Annotated in this window: 15 protein-coding genes; 10 read left to right on the forward strand and 5 right to left on the reverse strand. The window is 58.4% G+C overall.

The window, feature by feature from the left end:
- Positions 1-70 precede the first annotated feature (70 nt).
- The 3 genes from guaA to J3P93_RS05715 all read left to right on the forward strand — a co-directional run bounded on the left by guaA (position 71) and on the right by J3P93_RS05715 (position 2,414).
- Positions 71-1,648, forward strand: coding sequence for a glutamine-hydrolyzing GMP synthase (guaA, locus tag J3P93_RS05705; RefSeq protein ID WP_042608327.1), 1,578 nt, complete (start codon positions 71-73; stop codon positions 1,646-1,648).
- Between the two features lie 197 nt (positions 1,649-1,845).
- Positions 1,846-2,016, forward strand: a complete 171-nt coding sequence (locus J3P93_RS05710) for an acetyltransferase (RefSeq protein WP_093098605.1) — start codon at positions 1,846-1,848, stop codon at positions 2,014-2,016.
- Complete coding sequence (locus tag J3P93_RS05715; protein WP_093098608.1) at positions 2,016-2,414, forward strand: type II toxin-antitoxin system death-on-curing family toxin; 399 nt, start codon at positions 2,016-2,018, stop codon at positions 2,412-2,414. The genes J3P93_RS05710 and J3P93_RS05715 overlap by 1 nt, the downstream gene beginning before the upstream one ends.
- A 185-nt stretch (positions 2,415-2,599) precedes the next feature.
- On the opposite strand, the gene J3P93_RS05720 is transcribed toward J3P93_RS05715, so the two are convergent.
- The 3 genes from J3P93_RS05720 to treR form a co-directional block, all read right to left on the reverse strand.
- Complete coding sequence (locus tag J3P93_RS05720) at positions 2,600-5,719, reverse strand: membrane-targeted effector domain-containing toxin (protein WP_434595729.1); 3,120 nt, start codon at positions 5,717-5,719, stop codon at positions 2,600-2,602.
- A gap of 116 nt (positions 5,720-5,835) precedes the next feature.
- Entirely contained in the window at positions 5,836-7,911 is a 2,076-nt protein-coding gene (locus tag J3P93_RS05725) for a TerD family protein (RefSeq protein ID WP_434595731.1), read from the reverse strand.
- Between the two features lie 217 nt (positions 7,912-8,128).
- Positions 8,129-8,833: a trehalose operon repressor gene (gene treR, locus J3P93_RS05730; protein WP_434595733.1), complete on the reverse strand. Its 705-nt coding sequence runs from the start codon at positions 8,831-8,833 to the stop codon at positions 8,129-8,131.
- A gap of 235 nt (positions 8,834-9,068) precedes the next feature.
- Here treR and treP point away from each other — a divergent pair, with 235 nt between their 5' ends.
- The 7 genes from treP to tadA all read left to right on the forward strand — a co-directional run bounded on the left by treP (position 9,069) and on the right by tadA (position 18,376).
- A complete protein-coding gene (gene treP, locus J3P93_RS05735; protein WP_434595735.1) occupies positions 9,069-10,511 on the forward strand; it encodes a PTS system trehalose-specific EIIBC component in 1,443 nt (480 codons plus the stop codon).
- Between the two features lie 21 nt (positions 10,512-10,532).
- Complete coding sequence (gene treC / locus J3P93_RS05740) at positions 10,533-12,182, forward strand: alpha,alpha-phosphotrehalase (RefSeq protein WP_434595737.1); 1,650 nt, start codon at positions 10,533-10,535, stop codon at positions 12,180-12,182.
- Positions 12,183-12,288: 106 nt separating this feature from the next.
- Positions 12,289-13,512 (forward strand): maltoporin, encoded by a 1,224-nt coding sequence (locus J3P93_RS05745; protein WP_434595739.1) that lies wholly within the window; start codon positions 12,289-12,291, stop codon positions 13,510-13,512.
- Positions 13,513-13,574: 62 nt separating this feature from the next.
- Positions 13,575-16,103, forward strand: a complete 2,529-nt coding sequence (ptsP, locus tag J3P93_RS05750; RefSeq protein ID WP_434595741.1) for a phosphoenolpyruvate--protein phosphotransferase — start codon at positions 13,575-13,577, stop codon at positions 16,101-16,103.
- Between the two features lie 2 nt (positions 16,104-16,105).
- Positions 16,106-16,396, forward strand: coding sequence for a PTS transporter subunit EIIB (locus J3P93_RS05755; protein WP_434595743.1), 291 nt, complete (start codon positions 16,106-16,108; stop codon positions 16,394-16,396).
- A gap of 115 nt (positions 16,397-16,511) precedes the next feature.
- Positions 16,512-17,888 carry a multicopper oxidase family protein gene (locus J3P93_RS05760; RefSeq protein ID WP_434595745.1) on the forward strand — a complete coding sequence of 459 codons (1,377 nt, stop codon included), beginning with the start codon at positions 16,512-16,514 and terminating at the stop codon, positions 17,886-17,888.
- Positions 17,888-18,376 (forward strand): tRNA adenosine(34) deaminase TadA, encoded by a 489-nt coding sequence (tadA, locus tag J3P93_RS05765; RefSeq protein ID WP_434595747.1) that lies wholly within the window; start codon positions 17,888-17,890, stop codon positions 18,374-18,376. The genes J3P93_RS05760 and tadA overlap by 1 nt, the downstream gene beginning before the upstream one ends.
- A 9-nt stretch (positions 18,377-18,385) precedes the next feature.
- Here tadA and J3P93_RS05770 read toward each other — a convergent pair whose 3' ends face one another.
- Positions 18,386-19,150 (reverse strand): retron system putative HNH endonuclease, encoded by a 765-nt coding sequence (locus J3P93_RS05770; RefSeq protein WP_434595749.1) that lies wholly within the window; start codon positions 19,148-19,150, stop codon positions 18,386-18,388.
- The gene (locus J3P93_RS05775; protein WP_434595751.1) at positions 19,147-20,442 is read right to left on the reverse strand and encodes an AAA family ATPase; all 1,296 of its coding nucleotides are present in this window, start codon (positions 20,440-20,442) and stop codon (positions 19,147-19,149) included. Before J3P93_RS05775 ends, J3P93_RS05770 begins: the two co-directional genes overlap by 4 nt.
- Positions 20,443-20,486: the final 44 nt, after the last annotated feature.

Here is a 20,486-nt window from a genome sequence, read left to right on the forward strand (position 1 = left end):
GGGCCGCTCGGCTTCCGATTACTTGCAGCTTGCAGCTTGAAGCTTGCAACTGCTTTTCAGAGTTTCTTTCATGGCCCTCGACATTCACGCTCACCGCATCCTGATCCTCGACTTCGGTTCGCAATACACCCAGCTGATTGCCCGCCGCGTGCGCGAGATCGGTGTGTACTGCGAACTGCACCCGTTCGACATGGACGAAGATGCGATCCGCGAATTCGCCCCTAAAGGCGTCATCCTCGCCGGCGGCCCCGAGTCCGTGCACGAAGCCAACAGCCCGCGCTGCCCGCAGGCCGTGTTCGATCTGGGCGTGCCGGTTTTCGGTATCTGCTACGGCATGCAGACCATGGCCGAGCAACTGGGCGGCAAGGTTGAAGGTTCCGAGCTGCGTGAGTTCGGCTACGCCCGCGTTGACGTGGTCGGCAAGAGCCGTCTGCTCGACGGCATCGAAGACCACATCGACGCCGATGGCCTGTTCGGCCTCGACGTGTGGATGAGCCACGGTGACAAAGTCACGAAGATGCCGGAAGACTTCCACATCCTCGCCAGCACCCCGAGCTGCCCGATCGCCGGTATGTTCAACGACGATCGCGCTTACTACGGCGTGCAGTTCCACCCCGAAGTGACCCACACCAAGCAGGGCGGCCGCATCCTCTCGCGTTTCGTGCTCGACATCTGCGGCTGCGAAGCCCTGTGGACGCCGTCGAAAATCGCTGAAGACGCGATCGCCAACATCCGCGCCCAGGTCGGCACCGACAACGTCCTGCTGGGCCTGTCCGGCGGCGTCGACTCCTCGGTCGTTGCCGCGCTGCTGCACAAAGCCATCGGCGATCAACTGACCTGCGTGTTCGTCGACAACGGCCTGCTGCGTCTGCACGAAGGCGAGCAAGTAATGGCCATGTTCGCCGAGAACATGGGTGTCAAGGTGATCCGCGCCAACGCCGAGGAGCAGTTCCTCAACAACCTGGCCGGCGAAGCCGACCCGGAGAAGAAGCGCAAGATCATCGGTCGCACCTTCATCGATGTGTTCGATGCCCAGTCCAACAAACTGGAAAACATCAAGTACCTCGCTCAGGGCACCATCTACCCGGACGTGATCGAGTCGGCTGGCGCGAAAAGCGGCAAGGCCCACGTGATCAAGTCGCACCACAACGTGGGCGGCCTGCCGGAAGAGATGAACCTGAAACTGGTCGAGCCACTGCGCGAACTGTTCAAGGACGAAGTCCGTCGTCTGGGCCTGGAACTCGGCCTGCCGTACGACATGGTCTACCGCCACCCGTTCCCGGGCCCGGGCCTGGGCGTGCGCATCCTCGGCGAAGTGAAAAAGGAATACGCCGACCTGCTGCGTCGTGCCGACCACATCTTCATCGAAGAACTGCGCAAGGCCGACTGGTACCACAAGGTCAGCCAGGCCTTCGTGGTGTTTCAGCCAGTGAAATCGGTGGGCGTGGTCGGCGACGGCCGTCGTTACGCCTGGGTCGTGGCCCTGCGTGCCGTAGAAACCATCGACTTCATGACCGCACGTTGGGCACACCTGCCTTACGAACTGCTGGAAACCGTCTCCGGCCGCATCATCAATGAAATCGAAGGCATCTCGCGCGTCACCTACGACGTGTCGAGCAAGCCGCCAGCGACGATTGAGTGGGAGTGATCCTGCGCATGCCAAAAAGTCTGTAATCAAGAAAGCCCGCTGAATTGCGGGCTTTCGCATTTTTGCGTTTCGTACTTTCCGAAAAACATTTCATTACAACCGGACGAGCGCGACGCTACCGGTGGCTCGGTGTGTCTTGCCTCTTGGTGTGCTACCTTGTGTAGCATAATGATCAAGCCGTTTGGGGTATCCAATCCATGAACAACAAGCTGAATACCTATGGTGTATCCATAGTGGAGAGGCCTAAAATCAAAGCCACCAAAAAGCTGGACTTGGGTGGTGACCAAGGTAAGCAGATCGTTTACTCAGAAACGAAGCTCGTTCTCAGAACTCACCAGAAGACTTTCAAGAAGCTGGCTGACATGTAATGGAATTGATCTTCTTTCCATTTGAGCGGGTCGTTGAAATAAACACTCAGATTTTGACTACCGAGCCCGGCATGAGAGGGCGGATAAATATTCCAATCCTGCAAGGTGCGCTGGCCAGAATCGACAACGCGATTGCTTATAATGGCCTCGATGATGTATTCGAAATTGCCGCCAAATACACTGCCAGCATCGCGCAGGGCCACGCATTGCCCGATGCCAACAAGCGCACCGGGCTTGCAGTCGGCCTCGAATACCTTTCTCTAAATGATTATGAAATTACCTTGGACAATGATCTGCTAGCGGATGCCGTTAGAGACTTGGTTACTGGGGATATTAACGAGCAAGACTTTGCTGATATTCTTTACTCCAGCTTCAGGGCCTCTCAAAGTCAGACTTAGTATCTGGAGTTCTTGTCATGGTTACTGGCTTGATTAGCTGTAGTTTTGATAAGCAATAATATTGGCTTGATGGATTTTCATCTTCTGTTGTTAATTTTGTAGAACTATTCCCTCAGCAGTTCGATTAACAAAAAACCCTTGGCCTCAAGCCAAGGGTTTTTTCGTTTCATCAGCCTGCAAGCGATTCAGGTGGGCAGGCGGCTTTGCAGGGTCAGGCCGATCTCTATCAGCCGTTCGGATAGCGCGGCGAGGTCGCGGAACATGATGCCGCTGATTCGAGGCATCGACTGGGCCCAAATGTAGACCTGGCCGTCCCTTCGGCTATTCACCGCTGTTCGCACCAGATTGCCTGAGCTGTCGCGGCGTACCAGTGTGTAGGCATTCTGGTTTTTTTCGATCAGAAACATGCCATTGCGATGCAGCAGCTTTTCCTGCGCGGCAGGCGTCCATTGCGGTACAGGTGATTCGACCTGCAAACGCAGGTCAGCATAGAGCACGTCTGAGGAGGCACGGGTCGTTGCGCCGTTATCAAACGGGCCGCGCGCGACTTTCAGGCCGGAATCGATACTGACGCCTGCTTCCTCCGCGGACGAAACCTCCTCGATGCGTAAACCGATGCCGCCCATGTGTTCGCTGATTCCCGGCAGGTTTCTGAAATTGTTGGTAGTCGTTGCTTCGCTCAAGACAACCCATTTGCCCGGTTTGTTGAGAATTTCGTCACCCCACATGATTCGGGTGGTCAGGCGAGTGCGCATCATCTGTTCTTCAATCGAGGTGAGCGGTACCTTCGGCTTGTAGTTCTGCGCAACGTCAAGGCCATGAACCCGGATGCCATTGGCCTGCGCGGTGCTGACCAGTTCGAGGACGTTGGACCTTTCATTCGGGTCGGTGCCAAGACTCGACAAATAGGTACGCAGATCCTGCGACATCTCTCCCGACAGATGAAAGTCGTTGAGATCAACCTGAGCAAAATCACTGAGCAGTCCACGCACGTAAAGGGTGTCGATATGTCGTGCGAATGCCGACATGTTTTCGATCATGAAGCCCATGCTGGTGATGCGATCCAGTGTCTCGCCAATCACCAGTCCATTGCTGTTGGCAAAAATACTGTCAATCAGCTCGCCTGCCGGCATCGCAAAAGTGACAGGCGGGATGACCGGCCGGGCGGGCAGGTTGGTCCAGCTCAACTCCGAATAGAACTCCTTGGCCTCGTTGAGCAGAATGGCTCGTCTTTCGCCGAAGTAGGCGGCAAACACCTCAGCAATCGGTCGATTGCCGTGGGCGGCGCTGGGCAGCGTAGCGAAGGTTTCAGGCAGGTTCATCGCCCATCTTCTCAGCGCTGGCATGTCCATTCCCATCACTTCATGAATGGGCGTCACCAGGCGCAACGGGCGGGCAGATGGGGGAACCGGTTCGACCAGCGGCAACTCCGCCGAGTGCGTTGTGGACGACGGCATGGAGGTTGTCGTTTCAATGTCTGGCACACACGCCTTGCCCACGCATTGACCGCCGCCCCTGAGCCGCAACGCAGGGATGCGTTCCCACTTGCCGCCAGCACCGAAGCGTACGGGCAGCGAATACGCGAACTGATTGGGGCGCTCGGGATTGACGATCGCCCAGTGTCCGCTCTCCTCGGAATCGTCAAAGTAGCGCACGTAATACGCGTCGTCGCCGATTTTGATCGCGTAGCGTGGCTCCTTGTCGAGACGATAGATGCCTTCAAATTTCCCTGGGTCCGCCTGGACGGCGTCCGGTACCAGCACCTCGTTGCATCGGTAGCGCGCAGGAATGCCTGGCACGGGGGCAGCGGCAGTCGTTGAGGTCTGGGATGTGGCAGGGGACGTTTCGGCGGGAAGGTCGTTTGCCAACTCATCGCCGGCTTCTTCAATCACCGTGGCTGGCGGCGGCTCCACGGGGGGCAGGAGAGGCGTGTTCGCCGAAGTGAACTCGATCAACCCGGCCATTTCTTCGGCTTCGGCAAACTCGACCTGCGGGCCGACTTCCAGCTGCGCGCCCGTGCCGATCAGAAACGGCACATCCAACACAATTTCGATACCGTTGAGCACTGCATTGGCAAGACCCGTTTTACGTTCGGCGGCTGTGGTGCCGTTGACGGCCTGATCAATGTTCAGCCCCATGTTGGCGATGCTCGCGCCGATCAACGGCAACGCCGCCGGCCAGCCCACCGCCGCCATCGGGCCGAATACTTTCAGACCGGCGCTCAGATAGCCTATCCAGAGTTTTTTGCGCAGGTCACTGTTGGAGGTCAGCACCAGCCGTGCCTCGGCGACCATGGCGCTGCGTGTCGATTCGCTTAACCAGGTGAACGCGTCCCCGGTGACGGCGACGTTGCTGCGATTGATCATCTGGTGATCGCTATGGCCCCAGGTACTTACCAGGCGGTTCATCAGATCGGTGAGATTTTCGCTGATGCGGTGACTCTCGGCGAGCGGGAAATGCTTGAGGAATGCGCTGCGTTTGTCCTCGGCATTCATCTGCTCAAGCAGCCACCAGTGCAGATCCGCCTCACTGTCCATCAGGCGAAAAGCCGGGGCTTCGCCTGGCAGGTAAAGGGTTTGCCGGCCGCTGTCTTCGACCAGACGCAGCACATCGGTGGCGACGTGGCCATCGAGATCCAACGCGCGTACTTGTGCGCCGACCGGGTAGGTCGCCCGCAGCATTTGCAGAGTGACGGGCCAGGTAATCGGCCCGATGACCGAGGCGATGATGCGCTGAAAATCATTGCCCCCAAGGTCGTTCTGTTGCAGCGCCTGCACCGCCTGACTGAGGAAGTTGCACTTGCTCAGAACACGAAAATCATCCGCCGAGGTTTGCCAGAACTTACTCAATTGCTCGCTGTAGCGCGTGCTGAAGTCGACTTCCCAGAACACTTTCAGAACATCGCTGCCAAGCAAGCGCACTTCGTTGCTTTGATTGAAGTTCTCGGCAGTCGGACCCTCCGAATAAAAGCCACCGTAGAGGCCGAGGAGGTCGGCGTTGTCTTGATCGGTCGCGCGAAAGCGATGAATGACCAGTTGGGTGAGGGTCAGCGTTTCGTAGGGCTTTTCCAGCAAATGTTCCCAACCGGTAAAGGTCAGCGCGCTGCTCTGCGCGGTTTTGAAACGGTGGAAATACACCCGGTCGGGATCGAGGCCGGACAGACCTTTGGCCACCAGCAGTTCGCTGGCAACCTGACGCGCGGCGTCAAACAGACCCGGGCAGGTCTGCACGAGGGTCGTGGCGAGGGCTTTCAGGACGGTTTTGTCTGCGGCGTTGGGCAGCAGACGGCGTTCGGGAGCGGTCATGAGTTTTTCATCCTTGAGAAAACAAGGATGGAGCATGACCGAATGGCTCAAGCCAAGTGCGTTACCCGGCTATGGCCCGATGCCTTGTTGGCGGCGAGGGAAGGTTGTCACACGCATCAAAGAAATTGCGACCGAATCAGATCCGTATCGAACGGCGTCAGCCCTTGATCTGGCGAGAAGACCGTTTGCGCCTGCTGTGCAGAGGCCACTCGTACGCCTCGTGCCCGCACATGTAAATCGAAAAGCGTGTGCAGATCCGGCCGCGGTGTATGCACCAAGGCGCGCAGCATCAGCGAAACTCCGCTGAGGTTGTTGTCGACGTTGTTCCAGCGGGGCGATGAAGTCAGCCCCAGGTCGGCCCAGATCATGCGTCTCTCGTGTAAGTCCATTACGAAGGGCAGACAGATACCTGTGTCGGAGGCGATATCGATGCGATCGACCACGGAAAGCGGCTCGAACACTTCACCCGATGCCGTATCGGCGCGAGCCATCCAGCCTGCGAAGCATTCAGGAAGGTCACAATATGGCTGCCGGGTAAACGAGTTGAGGGAGGACACGACATAGCGGATACCTTTCTCGACGAGAACATCAAGGTCTAGGTCGATGAACTCGGAAGCCCCCTCGGGCGCGTCGACGATGTCGCCGCTGTGGTAACCGCCGTAACCTTTGAGGTTGTAGTACGCGACCGCGTCCTTGAAGACGAAGTCGGCGTCGTAGAAGACAGCGGACAAATCGATATCCGTGCGCTCACGGCCATTCTTCCACCACAGAAACAGGCGAATGAATCGCGTATCGGGCATCGGCAATCGACTGCCGCGTACCAGCGTGCGCAGGGATTTCGCTGCGGCCCGCTGTGCCAGTGGCACTCGGTATTCGCGCAATGCAGGATCGATGAAGCAGCGGCCCAGCGGTGGAAGCGATGCGAAACGCGTTATCAGGGCGTGTTCGCAGATCTGTGCGGCACGCGCCAATACTGGTGGTGCGATTGGATCGCGACGATCTTTGGTGCCGAAGACTTTGGCCAGCGCTCCTTTCGGTGTGAACGCCCGCAAGGGCAGGGGACGCGGGGCTTGTACCTGAGCCAGCAACTGCAGCAGAACAGGCGAGGACACTTTCGCTGCAACAGTTTCAAAAGCGTCGAGTACCGCGTCTGGATCGGTGGCACGCCGCAATGTTACATCCAGACGTCGGGCGAATTCTCCAGGACGATCTTGCAGCACGGGTGTCAGCGCGGCGATCTGGCGTTGGGCAAGCATGGTTTCGACAAGGGACCCAAACGAAGCCGGCGCATCGTTGCGTCGCGCTGCGGTGATGGCGGCGAAAGCTTGCGGATACTTGTCAGCGTAATCGCCCGGATGCAGGACTTCGGCCAGGCGTTTCCAGCGTTCAGCCTGGCGCATCACATCTTCCGTAGCGTTGGGTGCGCGGTCGAGCAGGCGCAACAGCCGGCGACGCATCGAACGCTTCATTTTGCGGAAGCGCGTCAGCGCGGTCGCCAGCGACAAGTCCCCACCATGCAAGGCGATCGCCACGCGCAGCACGTCGGTTGCTGTTTCGACGTTTTGTTCCAGAAATGCTTCCACCCCGGCATTGTCACCAATATGCAGAATTAATGCTCCGGCGATCAGTGCACGAATTTCGCGGAACGGGATGGTCTCAGGCAACAGACGGAACACGTCGTTTTTATACGTTCGGACAAACCAGATGACATCGGCGGCTTCCTCGTCGGACAGCGAGGTGCGCGATGAGACGAGCGGTTCGAGCAGTGACTCGAATTCGCTGACGCTTCCCGGTTCGATCACCCAATGGATGAAGTTGCCTTCAAGCAGGGCCGGCCGAACCTGTTCACTGGGCGGCAAGCGTCGCAGGGTGTGATAGTGCAGGACGGCGTTGAGATACAACTCCGCCTCTGAAGCCTCAAGGACCTGATTGGGAAAATCGGGATAAAACGGTCGGTGATGGACGTGAGCGCCGCTGCGTCGCCGCAGTACTCGGATAACCTCACGCATCCAACTCCTGAGTTCTTCCGCAGAGAGCATGCCAATTTGCTCAATCAGCGGCTCGGAGAACACGCATCTGAACGCCGTGACTTCTTTGACAGCCGATGCGACCTGCGCACGCGTGGCTCCGCCGGTACCCGCAGGGACGTGAAATTTAGTACGGCGCCGCAGGAACAGCTCCTGATTGATCATGATTTCTTCCTTGGTCGCCGTTTCCAGTGAGCGGAGGCTCACCTGTGCAATTGATACGAAAACGCCTGCAATAAGCAGGCGCAGTGTGGAGAGCGGAACCCCTAGTTCATAGGGGATAGAAGGAAGGTGTTCCATAGCCACGGCGGCATACTAACGGAGGTCATCGGGTTTGTCAGCGAACCACATATTTTGAAACCAGCTCGCTTGTCAGCGGCTGTCAACGCCGCGCCACATCCGAAAAATAGAACTTGTCCAGCGTATGCCGTGACTCGGTGTATTCGAACTGCCGGCCGTCCTGCAGGAAGGTCTGGTTGCTGACCACGATGACGTGGCTCTGGCCGTCGAGGTCCAGATGCAGCTGATCGTCCTTGCTGCGCGGCACGGCTTCGATGGTGCGCTGGGCATAGGCGATCTGTAATTGCAGGGTCTGCTCGATGTGGGCGTAGATCGACTGTTGTGCGATGTCCAGAGACAGGCCAGGAATCACATCGCTGACGAAGTGGTTGATGTCGAGGATCACCCGTTTGCCGTCGATCCGCCGCACGCGCTTGATCCGCGTGATCAGGCTGCCGGGTTCGGCATGGATGTGTTCGAGCAAGGGGCCTTCGAGGGCGAACTGGCTCAGTTCGACCACTTCGGTGCTGACGTCGTTGCCCAGGCGCGGGTAGGTTTCTTGAAAGCTGACGATGCCGCCGAGCTGAAACTCGATCGGGTTGGTCGAAAGTACGAAGGTGCCTTTGCCGTGAACCTTTTGCGCGAAGCCGCGTTCCTGCAGCAGTTCGATCGCCTTGCGCACCGTGCCACGGCTGGCCTGGTAGCTGTCCATGAGTTCGGTTTCGGACGGCAGCCGGGCACCGCGCTCCAGGCGTTCAGTGGTGATACTGGCCAGCAGATCGTTGTAGATCTGGTTGTATTTGCTCATGGATGGGCTCGGTGCCGAGGCTGCTCAAAGCTTCGAACCTTAAGGCCAGGGTAGGGCTTTGTCCATGTGGACGATAGAAATCGGCCTAGGGCCAAGTAGGAAAATTCGCCATTGGTCTGGCGGGAATATGCACAAACAAACTCGTCTGTACGAGTTGTTGCATTAACTCGTCTGTACGAGTATTTTTCGCTTCGGCGTGCTGCCAATAACAACAACCCACAGCGGAAGAACAAGCATGAGCCACGACTACCCGAACATCGCCAGGGACTTGCTGCAAAGCCTCGGTGGCGCCGACAACCTCGAGCAGGCCGCGCATTGCGTCACGCGTTTGCGTCTGGCTCTGAAAGATCCGAGCCTGGTCGACACCGCCACGCTCAATCAGATCGATCTGGTCAAAGGCTCGTTCTTCACCGGTGGTCTCTATCAGGTGGTGATCGGTCCGGGGGAAGTGGAAAAGGTCTATGCCGAACTGCGCAAACAGACCGGTCTAGCCGCGTCGACCATTGCTGACGTTAAACAAAAGAGCGCGGAAAAGATCAACGCCATGCAACGGCTGGTGCGGGTGTTCTCTGACGTGTTCATGCCGATCCTGCCGGCGCTGATCATTGCCGGCCTGCTGATGGGCATCAACAACCTGCTTGGCGCCAAGGGCATGTTCATCGACGGGCAGACGCTGCTCGATGCCTACCCGAAACTTGACGGGCTGTGGAGCCTGGTCAACCTGATGGCCAACACTTCGTTCGTATTTCTGCCGGCGCTGGTGGGCTGGTCGGCGGCCAAGCGTTTCGGCGGCAGCGAAATTCTCGGCATCGTGCTCGGCCTGATGCTCGTCCATCCGGACCTGCTCAACGCCTGGAACTACGGCAAAGCGGTGGCCGGGCTGGACGGGCAGCAACTGCCGTACTTCGACATTCTTGGTTTGTTTCAGGTGGAAAAGGTCGGTTACCAAGGGCAAATCCTGCCGATCCTGCTCGCTGCCTACGTAATGAGCGTGATCGAAAAGTGGCTGCGCGCCCGGGTGCCCAACGCGATCCAGTTACTGGTGGTGCCGATCACCACCATCGTCGTCACTGGCGTGCTGGCGCTGGCGATCATCGGTCCCGTGACGCGGCATATCGGCATCTACATTACCGAAGGTCTGGTGATGCTGTTTGACCTGGCGCCGTTGGTGGGTGGACTGATTTTCGGGCTGCTGTATGCGCCGCTGGTGATCACCGGCATGCACCACATGTTTCTTGCCGTGGACCTGCAATTGATCTCGAGCCAGGGCGGCACCTTCATCTGGCCGATGATCGTCATGTCCAACCTCGCTCAGGGCAGTGCGGCGCTGGCGGTGTTCTGGATGACGCGCAATGCGCGGGACAAGAGCATGGCCTCGACCTCGGCGATTTCTGCTTATTTCGGTATCACCGAGCCGGCGATGTTCGGCGTCAACCTGCGCTACAAGTTTCCGTTCTACGCCGCGCTGGTCGGCTCTGCGCTCGGCTGCATATTCCTTTCGCTGAACCGCATCCAGGCCTCGGCGATTGGCGTCGGCGGGTTGCCGGGGTTCATTTCGATCATTCCACAGTACATCCCGATGTTCGTGATCGGGATGCTGATTGCCATACTCGTGCCGTTCGTCCTGACCTGCGCACTGAGCATGAAGATTGTCCGTCCCGGTTTTCGGGTTGCCTGAGATATCTGAAGGAGTTGTGCCATGCAGGACTGGCAGCGTTCGGTGATCTACCAGATCTACCCGAAGAGTTTTCATAGCCACGCCGGCAACCCGACCGGGGATCTGCTGGGGATTGTCGCCAAGCTCGACTATCTGCACTGGCTGGGTGTCGACTGTCTGTGGGTCACGCCGTTCCTGCGTTCGCCGCAGCGCGACAACGGCTACGACATCAGCGATTACTACGCCATCGATCCGAGCTACGGCAGCATGGCCGACTGCGAATTGCTGATTGCCGAAGCGGGCAAGCGCGGGATCAAGCTGATGCTCGACATCGTGGTCAACCATACTTCGATCGAACACATCTGGTTTCAGCAAGCGCGCAGCAGCCTCGACAATCCTTATCGCGATTTCTATATCTGGCGCGATCAGCCGAACAACTGGGAGTCGAAGTTCGGCGGCTCTGCCTGGGAGTACGAGGCGCAGACCGGTCAGTATTACCTGCACCTGTTCGATCACACACAGGCCGACCTGAACTGGGACAATCCGCAGGTGCGCGCCGAAGTCTTCAAAATGATGCAGTTCTGGCGCGACAAAGGCGTGGGTGGTTTCCGCCTGGACGTGATCAACCTGATCTCCAAGCCCGAAGACTTTGCCGAAGACGACAGCGATGGCCGGCGCTTCTATACCGATGGGCCGAACGTGCATGCGTACTTGCAGCAGATGCACCGCGAAGTCTTCGAAGGCTACGACCTGATCAACGTCGGCGAGATGTCATCGACCAGCCTCGAACACTGCATTCGCTATTCGAATCCGCAGTCGAAAGAGCTGTCGATGACCTTCAACTTTCATCACCTGAAAGTCGATTATCCGAACCTGCAGAAGTGGGTTCGCGCCGACTTCGATTTCCTCCAGCTCAAGCGAATCCTCTCTGACTGGCAGACCGGCATGCAGGCCGGCGGCGGCTGGAATGCGCTGTTCTGGTGTAACCACGATCAACCGCGGGTGGTCTCGCGTTTTGGCCACGACGGCGAGTTTCGCGAGCTGTCGGCGAAGATGCTCGGCACCGCGCTGCACTTTCTGCAGGGCACGCCATTCGTGTATCAGGGCGAAGAGCTGGGCATGACCAATCCGGGCTTCGAGTCGATCGAGCATTATCGCGACGTGGAGACCCTGAACATCTTTCGCCTCAAGCGCGAGGCGGGTAGCAGCGATGCCGACAACATGGCGGCGATCATGCAGAAGTCCCGCGATAACGGGCGCACGCCGATGCACTGGGACGCGACGCCGAACGCCGGTTTCAGCGTTGCCGAACCGTGGATCGGTGTGCCGGCCAATGCCGCGCAGATCAACGTTGCTCAGCAGTTCGATGACCCGGACTCGGTGCTGCACCACTACCGCACGCTGATCGCACTGCGGCGCAGCGAACCATTGATCACCGACGGGCTGTACCGGCAGTTATTGCCCGAGCATCCGCAAGTCTGGGCGTATCTGCGTGAGGGCGACGCCGAGCGCTTGCTGGTGGTGAACAACTTCTACGCCGCGCCGTGTGCAATCGAATTGCCCGCAAGCGTTATCAGCGAATCGATGCGCCAGCGAACCTTGATCAGTAACTATCCGGACGCCACGCCGCGCACTCGCCAGTTGATCTTGCGACCTTACGAGTCGTTCGTTGTGCACCTGATCGATCCCTGATTTCTAACCCGTAAAACCATGTTTGAAAAAACACGCAGAACCCTGCGCGGGGGAGCTTTGCGCGCTGAATTTCTGCAAACACACAATAAAAATAATGGGATGGCTCATGAAAACAACAATAAAGCGCAGCCTTGCAATGACAGGTGTTTGCCTGGCGTTACCCGCCTCGACACACGCGCTGGAGTTCGGCGGTTACTTGCGCAGCGGTGTCGGTACGTCGGTCAACAGCAGCAGCCAGTCGTGCTTTCAGTTGCCCGGCGCGCAAACCAAATATCGCTTGGGCAACGAATGCGAACAATACGGCGAACTGGAGCTGCGTCAGGATCTGTACACGCTGGAGGACGGTTCGGTGCTGAGCGTCGACGGCATGGCTTCGCTGTACAACCGCTACGACCGCAAACCTACATTCAAAGACCACACCGGTTCGATCCGTTTGCCCCAGGCCTACGCGCAATGGTCGGCGATGCCCGCGCTCAACGGTGGTTCGTTGTGGGCCGGGCGCCGTTACTACAAGCGTAACGACATTCACATTTCCGACTTCTATTACTGGAATCAGAGCGCTACCGGCGGCGGCATCGAAGACGTATTGATCGGTGATCTGAAATACAGCTACGCGTTTTCGCGCAAGGACAATCTCTACCAGAAGGACTACATCAATCGCCACGATTTCAACGTGGGCGGGTTCAAAAGCAACCCCGGCGGTGAGCTGGAATTCGGGCTGAGCTACATCGACAAACCCGACAGCCGCGACGCCCATCGCGGCTGGGCGCTCACCACCCAACATGTGCAGGACGGATTCCTCGGCGGCAAGAACAAACTGGCCCTGCAATACGGCGAAGGGCCCGGCACCGGGTTGGGCTATACCGGCGACGTCGGACTCGACGACAGCAATAAAAGCTATCGCATTGTCGAGTTCTTCGACTGGCAATTGACGCCGCGTTTCGGCGGACAAATCGCAGCGGTGTATCAGAAGGATATTCGTGCGCAGGGAGCCGATCAGAGCTGGCTATCGTTGGGCGTGCGCCCGGCCTATGCGCTCACCGAGCAGTTCAAACTGGTCACCGAACTGGGCCACGATCAGGTCGATGCGCCAGGCGGTACGCGCAAACTGAGCAAATTCACCGTGGCCCCAACCTGGTCGCCGAAAGGTCCGGCCTTCTGGGCGCGGCCCGAGGTGCGGTTGTATTACACCTATGCGACGTGGAACGAGGCGGCGAAACGCGCGGCCAATCAACTGGCGAAAGGCTCGGCACTGTCCGACAGCGGCGCCTTCGGCAATGCCCGGCACGGTGCGAATGTCGGATTGCAGGTCGAATACTGGTGGAAATAAGCGATGCTGACGGGAGCATCGCGCCCCGTCGGTACTTCAATACGAACATTGCAGGTGACGTCATGGCCACACCCCAACCCTTACAACTGCTGGCGCCGCTGTCCGGCGTGCTGATGGCGCTGGATCGGGTGCCCGATCCGGTGTTTTCCGGGCGCGTGATCGGCGACGGTCTGTGCATCGACCCGACCTCGTCGACCCTGTGCGCGCCGCTGGCCGGTGTGGTCAGCAACGTGCAGGCCAGCGGGCATGCGGTGAGCATCACCGATGAGCACGGCGTGCAGGTCTTGATGCACATCGGCCTGGATACGGTGAACCTCGCCGGCCAGGGTTTCACTCGTCTGGTCGAAGAAGGGCAGCAGGTGGCTGCCGGACAGGCGCTGATCGAGTTCGATGCCGACTACATCGCCCGCCACGCCCGCAGCCTGCTGACCTTGATGCTGGTGGTCAGCGGCGAGCCGTTCACCTGGCTGGTCGAGCCGAGTGGCCGGGTTGACAGCGGTCAGCCATTGCTTGAAATCAGCGCTGTCCAAGGACTGAGCGAGGACGCTGGCGCGACACCAGGCCAGACACTTTTTTCGCCAATGCTGACCTTGCCCAACCGCAACGGCTTACACGCGAGACCGGCAGCGGTGTTCGCCCAGGCCGCCAAGGCGTTTACCGCAACGATTCATCTGCATAAGCAGCAAGCGCAGGCCAACGGCAAATCGCTGGTGGCGCTTATGGCGCTGCAGACTGCGTTTGGCGACAGCGTGCAGGTCAGTGCGGTGGGCGACGATGCGCAGGCGGCCATCGACACGCTGGCCCGCTTGTTGGCTGAGGGCTGCGGAGAACCGGTGACGGCGCAGGAGCCCGTCGCGGTCGCCATCAATGAGCCGCTGACGCTGTTGCGCGGGGTGTGCGCGTCTCCCGGCTCGGCGTTGGGCAATGTGGTCCAGATCAGCGAGCCGAGTTTCGACGTCAACGAATTCGGCGGCGACGTCGATGCCGAACGCGAAGCACTCGCCACCGCCCTGATCGAAGCAGATCTGGCCTTGCAGCATCTGCGCGATACCGCCGTGGGCGAGGCCGAAGCGGAGATCTTCAAGGCCCATCAGGAACTGCTCGAAGACCCTGGCCTGCTCGATCAGGCCGCAGCGTTGATCGACACCGGCAAAAGCGCGGCATTCGCCTGGCGTACGGCAACCGAAACCACCGCAGCGATGTTCCGCCAGCTCGGCAATGCGCTGCTGGCAGAGCGGGCGGCGGACCTGAGCGATGTCGGCCAACGTGTGCTCAAGCGCCTGCTGGGCATTGACGAGCAGACATTGGATTTACCGGAAGGCAGCATTCTGATCGCCGACCAACTGACCCCGTCGCAAACCGCCCGCATCGATACCCGCAAAGTGCTCGGTTTCGCCACGGTTGGTGGCGGCGCGACCAGCCATGTGGCGATTCTCGCCCGGGCGTGCGGCTTGCCATCGATCTGCGGCGTGCCGGTGCAAATGCTTGCTTTGAGCAACGGCACCGAAGTTTTGCTCGATGCCGACAAGGGCGAACTGCAGGTGCAGCCGGACGCGGCGACGATCGAGCAATGGCAGGCGCGCCATGCGCAACAGCGACAGCGCCATGCCCTTGACCTGGAGCACGCTGCGCTGGCGGCCTGCACTCGCGACGGGCAGCACGTCGAGGTGTCGGCCAACGTCGCCTCGCTGGCGGAAACCGAGCAGGCCATGGCCATGGGCGGCGCCGGAGTAGGGCTGCTGCGTTCGGAGTTTTTGTATCTGGGCCGCAACCATGCGCCGAGCCATGCCGAGCAGGTCGCCACCTACAGCGCCATCGCTCGTTGTGTCGGGCTTGAACACAATCTGGTGGTGCGTACCCTCGATGTCGGCGGCGACAAACCGCTGGCCTATGTGCCGATGGAGAGTGAGAGCAATCCGTTTCTCGGCCTGCGCGGTATTCGTCTGTGCCTGGAACGTCCGCAATTATTGCGTGAGCAGTTGCGCGCCATGCTCGGCTGCTGCGCACTGACGCGCCTGCACATCATGCTGCCGATGGTCACGCAACTGGCGGAGCTGCGTCTGGCCCGGCAGATGCTTGAAGAAGAAGCGCTGGCGCTGGGCCTCACTGAAAGGCCGAAGCTGGGGATCATGATCGAAGTGCCGGCGGCGGCGCTGATGGCCGACCTGTTCGCGCCGTTGGTGGACTTCTTCTCGATCGGTACCAACGACCTGACCCAGTACACCCTGGCCATGGATCGTGATCATCCGCGTCTGGCCAGTCAGGCGGACAGTTTTCATCCCTCGGTGCTGCGCCTGATTGCCACGACGGTCAAGGCTGCGCACGCCCACGGCAAATGGGTCGGTGTGTGTGGCGCGATGGCGTCCGAGCGCTTGGCGGTGCCGCTGTTGTTGGGCCTGGGTGTGGATGAACTATCGGTGAGCGTGCCGATGATCGCTCCGATCAAGGCTACCGTGCGCGAACTGGCGCTGGCCGATTGTCAGATCATCGCCAAACAGGTGCTTGGCCTGGAAAGCGCCGGACAGGTGCGCGAGGCATTGCAGCTGTTTCACGAAGCGAGCTTCGAAGCCGCGCACGTTATGGAGAATTGAAGATGTTCGATCAATTGCAAAAAGCCTTTTGGAAAGCCCTGACCCCGGACCTGGTGCCGGACGCACCGAGCGTGCAAGCCACGCCGAACGACGGGTTGAGCGCTGCCATCGTTGCCGCCCTGGGCGGTGTGGATAACCTGCAATCGCAGCAGCCGGTGGCATTGACGCGGGTGCGGGTGACGTTGCGCGAAGTGTCGCGGCTGGATGAACAGGCCTTGAGCGATGCCGGCGTTGCGGGCGTCATGCCTCTGGAGAACGGCGTGGTGCACCTGATTACCGGGCTGCGTGCTTAGCCTGCAACTGATGTGCGGCGGCGGGTCGCCCTTACTGTTTCTCAACCGCAGGTGTATCGTATTCGCCTTTTGCGGGCCCTAGGGCCTGTCGCTGATACGTGAGGTAGTTGAGTTCATGTCCTTTACCCGTCGCCAAATCCTCGGTGGCCTGGCCGGTCTTGTTGTCGTTGGCATGGGGGCGGGGGGCGCGTCGCGTTACTGGCTCGGCAAAATGGCCGACGCCGAGGCGGGCCACGACTATGAACTGATCGCCGCGCCGCTGGACGTCGAACTGGTGCCGGGGCACAAGACCGAGGCGTGGGCGTTCGGGCCGTCGGCGCCGGGCACCGAGCTGCGCGTACGTCAGGGTGAATGGCTGCGAGTGCGCTTCATCAACCACTTGCCGGTGGCGACAACCATTCACTGGCACGGCATTCGTCTGCCGCTGGAAATGGACGGCGTACCCTATGTGTCGCAATTGCCGGTGCTGCCGGGCGAATACTTCGATTACAAATTCCGCGTACCGGATGCTGGCAGTTATTGGTATCACCCGCACGTCAGCAGCAGCGAAGAACTCGGTCGCGGGCTGGTCGGGCCGCTGATCGTCGAAGAACGCGAGCCGACCGGTTTCCAATACGAAAAGACTTTGAGCCTGAAAAACTGGCACATCGACGATCAAGGCAACTTCGTCGACTTCAGCATTCCTCGCGAAGCCGCGCGGGGCGGTACAGCGGGGCGTTTATCGACGATCAATAGCGTGCCGTTGCCGGTGATCGATTTGCCGGCCGGGCAGATCACCCGCGTGCGCTTGCTTAACCTCGACAACACCCTGACTTATCGCATCAACATTCCCGGCGTCGAAGCGAAAATCTATGCGCTGGATGGCAACCCGGTCGAGCCACGGCCGCTGGGCAAGGAGTACTGGCTCGGCCCGGGCATGCGCATTTGCCTGGCGATCAGGGCGCCGGCGGCGGGCGAAGAACTGTCGCTGCGCAACGGCCCGGTGCGCTTGGGCACATTGCGTTCGGTGGCCAATACTGATGCGCCGACGGACTGGCCCAAAGCCCTGCCGGCCAACCCGGTGGCCGAGCCAGACCTGGCCAATGCCGAGAAACTCAACTTCAATTTCGAATGGGTCGGTTCGGTGTCGGTGAATGTCGACAACGGCAAACCGCCGAGCCTGTGGCAGATCAACGGCAAGGCCTGGGACATCACCGACAAGACCTGCGCTGATCGACCGATTGCCAGCCTCAAGATGGGCCAGAGCTACATCTTCGAATTGAAGAACATGACCCAGTATCAGCACCCGATCCACCTGCACGGCATGAGTTTCAAGGTCATTGCGTCGAACCGGCACAAGGTCATTCCGTATTTCACCGACACCTACCTGCTGGGCAAGAACGAGCGCGCGCAAGTGGCGCTGGTGGCCGATAATCCGGGGGTGTGGATGTTCCACTGCCATGTGATCGACCACATGGAAACCGGCCTGATGGCCGCCATCGAGGTGAAGTGATGCGCCAGATTCGCCCAGCGGCGATTATCGACCGCAGCCGCGACCGCGACTTCATGCGCGAAGCCCTGACGCTAGCCGCGCAAGGCGCAGCGCTGGGCGAAGTGCCGGTGGGCGCGGTGCTGGTGCAAAACGGTGAGATCATCGGTCGCGGCTACAACTGCCCGATCAGCGCCAGCGACCCGAGCGCCCATGCGGAAATGGTCGCGATTCGCGCCGCTGCCCAGACTGTGGATAACTATCGTCTACCGGGCAGCACCCTGTATGTAACGCTTGAGCCTTGCAGCATGTGCGCCGGGCTGATCGTGCATTCGCGGGTGGCGCGGGTGGTGTATGGCGCGCTGGAGCCGAAAGCCGGGATTGTGCAGAGTCAGGGGCAGTTTTTTACCCAGGGTTTTTTGAATCACCGGGTGTTGTATGAGGGCGGGGTGTTGGCGGAGGATTGTGGGGCGGTGTTGACCGAGTTCTTTCGCGCCAGACGCAACCGTTAACCACATTGATCAACCAATGTACCCGGTGTTTTTCAAGTGAATTTCCGCATGCCTACCCAAGTTATCGCGAATAGCTGAGAAAAATGCAGGCCAGTGGTTATTACCGTCTTTTACCAAGAAGGTCGAAGCCAAATAACGACGTGCTTCTTCAAGGGACCTGCCGTTTTCCACCAATGCCGTCAATTGGTCGCTTAGCTTATCGAGAGCCGGTTTTCTGAGCTTGCGCAGGCGTGGACTATCCAGTTGTAAGTTGTCTATGGTTGCCTGTGCTTTGATGTCGCAGACCGCTGCCAGGATGCAGCTTTCCTTATTCACCCGTATTTCACCCGTGCTACGGTCGAATTTGAAAAAGCAAAGATCACTTGTGAGACCTAGAGGGTTCAGAATTACTGCGTCCCAGTTGTTTTCGCCCTTTGGGACGTCACAACTATGCAAAGCGGTGAAGCGGGTCGTCGCTTCGACTACGTCTGCTCTGGAACCGCCGTGACAAACAGCCAGAAGATTTTGCCAGTCCAGATGCCAGTTCTTTGGAGTGGAGTTATCAGATTTCGGATGAAAATGTTCCACGCGAAAGTCGGCGACCCCCGTGCTGTCTGCCGCTTTCAAGTTGATTTCGCAGTAAGCACATATACCGCTTTGATCAATTGTGAGCTGACGCTGAACTGCTTTGCGCCTTGCTACGTTTCTCCTGAATTTTTCCCAAGTCTGTGTGGGGTTGGCGGCTGCGTAGACCTGTAATTCATTGGGCTCTTGGCCCTTCAAAGTACTTTTCATGAGCGGCGATCCATTTCCTTAAGACGAACATCCATATCCAGCCGTATCAGTTCCGGTTCGTGGCCGGCGCCCCAAGCATCGAGTTTTCTCTTCAATACCAGCCCGTCCTTTGAATCCCACTGATCGTCGGCCACCAACTGTTGATATTTTTTTAGATCACGGACTATCGCTATTTTTTCCGAGCGGGATTCTGTTCCAAGAACGTCAGTCAGCATCTGTTGTGCTTCTGCGCCCTCGGAAAAATCGACTAGATCTACATGAGCTTTCCCGTCTTGCCAGTCAATTATGCGTAATGATTTTGGAGGAACGGTGCTTATTACCTGCGGGCTATGGGTAGTAACAATGAACTGTACATCCGGAAAGGTACGCATCAGGTCAGGAAGTATTTTTTGCTGCCACCCCGGATGCAAGTGCAGGTCTACCTCGTCTATAAGAATCACTCCTTCAGTTGCTAAAGGATCCGCGGCTTGCGGGTTGGCTTCCGCCATTCGTGCAGCAATATCCATAACCATCGCAATCGTGGTTCGGTAACCATCACTCAACTGTTCTATACGCAACTGTTTGGTTACGCCCTCTACGTTCCAGTCGAGCATTAGTCCAGCTGGGTATGCTCCGCGAGGGTTACTGAAGTCTGGCATTAGCCTACCGATTGCCATGCGTATTGCACGTAGTTCAGGTTGCTCAAATTCGAATGAGCGTCGAGCCTTATGCTCTCGGCTCTCGCAGTCCTCCAAGTGATAAAAGTACTCTATAAATCTTTTGAAGTTTGTTCGACTTTGTAGCGCGCCATCGAATGCGTCAAATCGATTGAAACTGTTCTTGAATCCTTTTTTACGTTGAGGAATATCGAAGACCCCTCGTCCGGTACCATAGTAAATGAATATAGGAAGTTTATAAGATTGCTTCTCGTTGGAGGCATCGACGAAACTGTCTGCATATTCCGTCAGAGCTTTACTTCCAATCGCAGGTGGTATCTGAGCAGCAGTTTTTTTTGTCTGATCCCTTTTTTCTGTGCGGTCCCATTGCAGTCCTTCCGTACTCTCGCAAAGGATTCTCATGTAAGCGGGTTTGGTGCCGTCAGGATTTATTTGGAAGTCAGCGTCGCGTGGACTTATGCCGGAAACGCCAGGAAGTCTTGAAACAAATAGGCCAAAAGCGGTAGCCAGCGCATCCAGTACGCTTGATTTACCCGCGCCATTTCGTGCCACTAAAACAGTTATCTTTTCGTCGAATTCAATTCTGAAATCAGTGAAGCGACGATAGTTTTTCAAGGTTAGTTGTCTGATTTTCACAGTGCATGTCCTTTCTGTGATGGCTTCTCTGAACGGCTCATTTC

The organism is Pseudomonas sp. R3-57 (assembly GCF_051132065.1).
Taxonomy (GTDB): domain Bacteria; phylum Pseudomonadota; class Gammaproteobacteria; order Pseudomonadales; family Pseudomonadaceae; genus Aquipseudomonas.